This window comes from Gammaproteobacteria bacterium (genome assembly GCA_011375345.1).
Taxonomy (GTDB): domain Bacteria; phylum Pseudomonadota; class Gammaproteobacteria; order DRLM01; family DRLM01; genus DRLM01.
This window is the reverse complement of record DRLM01000023.1, coordinates 1-3,587: the sequence shown is the minus strand read 5'-3', so window position 1 is coordinate 3,587 and position 3,587 is coordinate 1. Positions and strand designations below refer to the sequence as shown.

The following is a 3,587-nucleotide window of genomic DNA, read 5'->3' as shown; positions in this document are numbered from 1 at the left end:
CCGCCGATGCCGGTGTCTCCCGCCAAAGCCCCATCCACCATTTGCAACTGGCGCCGGGCGCGCCGGCCCAGGTCGGCATTGTGGGTGACGACGATGAGGGTGATGCCGTCGGCGTTCAAAGATTCCAGCTGTTCTATCACTTCCAGGCCCGAGCTTCGGTCGAGGTTGCCCGTGGGTTCGTCGGCCAGCAGCACGCTGGGGCGCATAATGGTGGCGCGGGCGATGGCGACCCGCTGGCGCTGGCCCCCGCTGAGCTGGTCGGGACGGTGCTGGGCGCGGTGGGACATGCCCACGGCGGCCAGTGCCGCGTCCACCCGTTTTTTGCGTTCGGTGGGTGCCACGCCCGCCAGCACCAGGGGCAGGGCGACGTTGTCATAGGCGCTCAGACGCGGCACCAGGTGGAAGAACTGGAATACAAAACCCACCGTGTTTTGTCGCAGCCGGGCCAGCTCGGCGTCGGAAAGTTCAGTGGTGTCCCGGCCGTTCAAGCGATACCGGCCCCGGTCGGCGCGGTCCAGCAGACCGATGATGTGGAGCAGGGTGGACTTGCCCGAGCCCGAGGGGCCCATGATGGACAGGTACTCGCCCGCTTCGATGGCAAGACTGACGTTGTTCAAGGCATGCACGGGCTGTTCGCCCACCTGGAACAGGCGGTGGATGTGGTCCAGCTCGATCACGGCCTGGCGTTGTTGTCCACCGTGGTCACGGCACCGGGTTTCACGCCGGCGCGGTCCACCGATACCACCACTTGTTCCCCTGCTTGCAGACCGTCGAGAATTTCGGTGTAGGTCCAGTTCGACAGGCCGGTTTTCACGCGGCGCGCTTCCAACACGCCGTCACCAGGCCGCCGTACCAGCACTGTGTCAGTGCCGGTAACCGCCTCCGTGGGCACCCGCAGCACGTGCTTGCGCACATCGAGCAGGATTTCCACATCGGCGCTGAAACCGGGCAGCAGCCCCTTGAAATCAGCCGGGTCTTCGAACAGCACTTCTGTAGCCACCGTGCGCGCCTGCTTTTCCAGCTCCAGCACGTAAGGGGCGATGCGGCTCACCCGTCCGGCGAAGACTTTCTTCGCAAAGGCGTCCAGGCGGATGCGCACCGGCAGGCCGGGTTGAATGGCGGGGGCGTCCACTTCATCGATGGGGGCCTCGACGTACAGGCAGCGGGTGTCGACCAGATCCACGGCGGGCAGGGTGGCCACGCCCGTGGGGGAGGGGGTGACGAATTCGCCTACCTCGCCGTTCACCTCGGCGACGATGCCTTCGAAAGGGGCGCGCAGACGGGTGCGGTCGAGGGTGGCCTCCGCCACGGCCAGCCGGGCCCGGGCCACGTCCTGATTGGCCTGCGCCGCCCGGCAACTGGCGCGGCTGGCCTTGGCCTGGGTCACCGCCCGGTCGGCGTCTTCCTCCGCCACCAGTTTCTGCTGCCGCAGTCTGGAGATCCGCTGCGCTTCCCGCTCGGCATCCCCCGCCAGCAGGCAGGCCTGTTCCCTGGCCGCCCGGGCGGCGTCGGCCTCGCTTTGCGCCAGATGGGTTTGCGCCGTCAAATCGTCGTTCCACAGCTCCAGCAGCATCTGTCCGGCACCGACCCTGTCACCCTCGCGCACATACAGGCGGGCGATCTGTCCCCCCTGCGCCGGCGCCAGCCTGGCCCGGCGGCAGGCTTTCACCGTGCCCGCCCGGGTGTTGGCCACCGTGGCTTCCACCGTGCCCCGGTCCACCGCCTGTACAATCACCGCCAGCGGTTCAGGACGCGTGCCACGCCAGATCAATACCCCGGCGACGATGGCGACGAGCAGTACACTGGCAAGGCGGCGGGAACGTGCAGGCATCAGAACGGGCGCGGGCCATGTGAAGGTTCACTATAACCGCCTGCCATCGCGGCGTGAACCCCGCAGCCTGGCTTCCTGCCCCCGCAGAGGGGGGGCAGCGCAGCAGGGAAGCTCAACGGGCCGTTTCGGCCAGTTGCCTGTCCACTTCCCGCTCTGCGGCGAGCCAGTCTTCGGCGGGATTGCCGCCGCTGAAGCCACGTTTTTCCGCCTGGTAGTAGGCTGCTTCGGCGATCATTTGTCGCCTTTGCTCGGGGGTGATGACGACCGCAGGTAGTTTGGGCGAGCGGCGCCGGGGGGTGCTTGGGCTGGCGTTTGATTTGCCGGCCGCACTGCTGCCGCGTTTGCGGGTGTCTGCGCCGGCGGATTTTTTGACCTTGCCCCTGCCCCTGTCGTTTTTCCGTGCTTGCGCCATGGCTGCTTGATCCTCTCGCTGGTGGTGAACCCTGGTTATGGCGGAACAGTATGCGGGCTTCGGTGCCGGCGCTTTTGTCCAAGTATAGCGTAAGCGCCACAGCATCCACCCCTTGAGCTTGCCCCCGAGAGATGACAAGACCCCCCAGCACCCTTGCCAATGGGGCCCTGCGGAAAGCCATGTGAACGCTCCTTATCCGCTGATGAGTTCCCTGTCGGTACCGACCCTACTCTGCCGTGGCAGACGGCTCAACCCGCCACGGCAGCAACGCCTCGAACTGCTCCACCGGCTCGGCCGCACCGATGTGCTACAGGACATGACGCAGATAAGTGAACGGCTCAAGGCCGTTGGCTTTCGCCGTTTCGATCAAGCTGTAGATGGTGGCGCTGGCCTTGGCCCCGCGCGGGGTATCGGCGAACAACCAGTTTTCCTGCCCACGGTGAGGGGGCGGATGGCATTCTCGGCCAGGGTGTTGCTGAGGCGCAACCTGTACGCGTCAAGTTGTCGTCTTACGCCGTGCTTTCTCATCAGGCAGCGCGTTTGACATTGGTGATGTGGGAAGTCTTTCCGTTTCAGTTGGTGTAGGGTTGGTGAGGGAGTAAGTGGGTACTTTTTGAAATGGAAATGTCGACAGTTCTTTTATACAAAGTATGGCGAAGCGAACCCAGACGGCGAGCGCCACCAGCCCCATCAAGGGCCACGAATAGTGGTGTTGAAAAAATTTCCTATAAAAACGCACCATGCCCCTATGCATATGGTAAATAACGCGGATGGGTCTTTCTTTGCTGCAAGAGCCTTTGAAGTGTATAACCTCGACCGAGGGTACGAATAAAATTTTCCAACCAGCTTGGCTAAACCTCATGCACCAGTCTAGATCTTCGCAGTGCATGAAATAGCCCTCGTCTAAAGTGCCTACTTGTTCTATCGCGCTTCGGCGTACCAACATGAACGCTCCCGAGATTGATTCAACTGGCGTTGGATCTTTGGGAAGGGGGTCGTTGTGCAATAGAAAGGAGCGGAACCGGGGATGGTGCGGAAACGCGTGATATAGGTGCATGATACGTACGAAGGTGCGCCAGGGCGTCGGTACGGCCCTTCGGCAACCCGGTTGTTCACTACCGTCTGGGTTACGGATTAAACACCCTGCCATGCCTGCCGTTGGGTCTGATTCCATTACTTTTAGCATTTGGGGCAGTGTATCGGGGTTTACGATGCAATCCGGGTTTAGAAGGAGGACATAGCGTCCTCTGGCTCGCTGTATTGCTATGTTATTAGCTCGGCTAAAGCCCAAATTTTTGCCATTGGAGAGAATGTGGACTTTCGGATTGCAACCCGACATCTGGT

At 62.6% G+C, this 3,587-nt stretch carries 6 protein-coding genes; all 6 read right to left on the bottom strand.

Annotated elements, in window-relative coordinates; all coding sequences use genetic code 11:
- The coding region (locus tag ENJ19_02120) for an ABC transporter ATP-binding protein (GenBank protein ID HHM04525.1) at positions 1-677 on the bottom strand (677 nt) is incomplete at its 3' end.
- Positions 674-1,831: an efflux RND transporter periplasmic adaptor subunit gene (locus tag ENJ19_02115; protein ID HHM04524.1), complete on the bottom strand. Its 1,158-nt coding sequence runs from the start codon at positions 1,829-1,831 to the stop codon at positions 674-676. The genes ENJ19_02115 and ENJ19_02120, both read right to left, overlap by 4 nt.
- A 112-nt stretch (positions 1,832-1,943) precedes the next feature.
- Complete coding sequence (locus ENJ19_02110) at positions 1,944-2,243, bottom strand: DUF2934 domain-containing protein (GenBank protein HHM04523.1); 300 nt, start codon at positions 2,241-2,243, stop codon at positions 1,944-1,946.
- Positions 2,244-2,550: 307 nt separating this feature from the next.
- Positions 2,551-2,664, bottom strand: a complete 114-nt coding sequence (locus tag ENJ19_02105; protein HHM04522.1) for a transposase domain-containing protein — start codon at positions 2,662-2,664, stop codon at positions 2,551-2,553.
- The gene (locus tag ENJ19_02100; protein ID HHM04521.1) at positions 2,610-2,819 is read right to left on the bottom strand and encodes a hypothetical protein; all 210 of its coding nucleotides are present in this window, start codon (positions 2,817-2,819) and stop codon (positions 2,610-2,612) included. The genes ENJ19_02105 and ENJ19_02100 overlap by 55 nt, the downstream gene beginning before the upstream one ends.
- On the bottom strand, positions 2,740-3,587 hold an 848-nt coding region (locus tag ENJ19_02095; protein ID HHM04520.1), incomplete at its 5' end, for a glycosyltransferase family 2 protein. The genes ENJ19_02095 and ENJ19_02100, both read right to left, overlap by 80 nt.

What these genes read in the sequence shown, in the direction of transcription:
- ENJ19_02115 (HHM04524.1), bottom strand. Translation starts at nt 1,831, where the DNA reads ATGCCTGCACGTTCCCGCCGCCTTGCCAGTGTACTGCTCGTCGCCATC.
- ENJ19_02110 (HHM04523.1), bottom strand. Translation starts at nt 2,243, where the DNA reads ATGGCGCAAGCACGGAAAAACGACAGGGGCAGGGGCAAGGTCAAAAAA.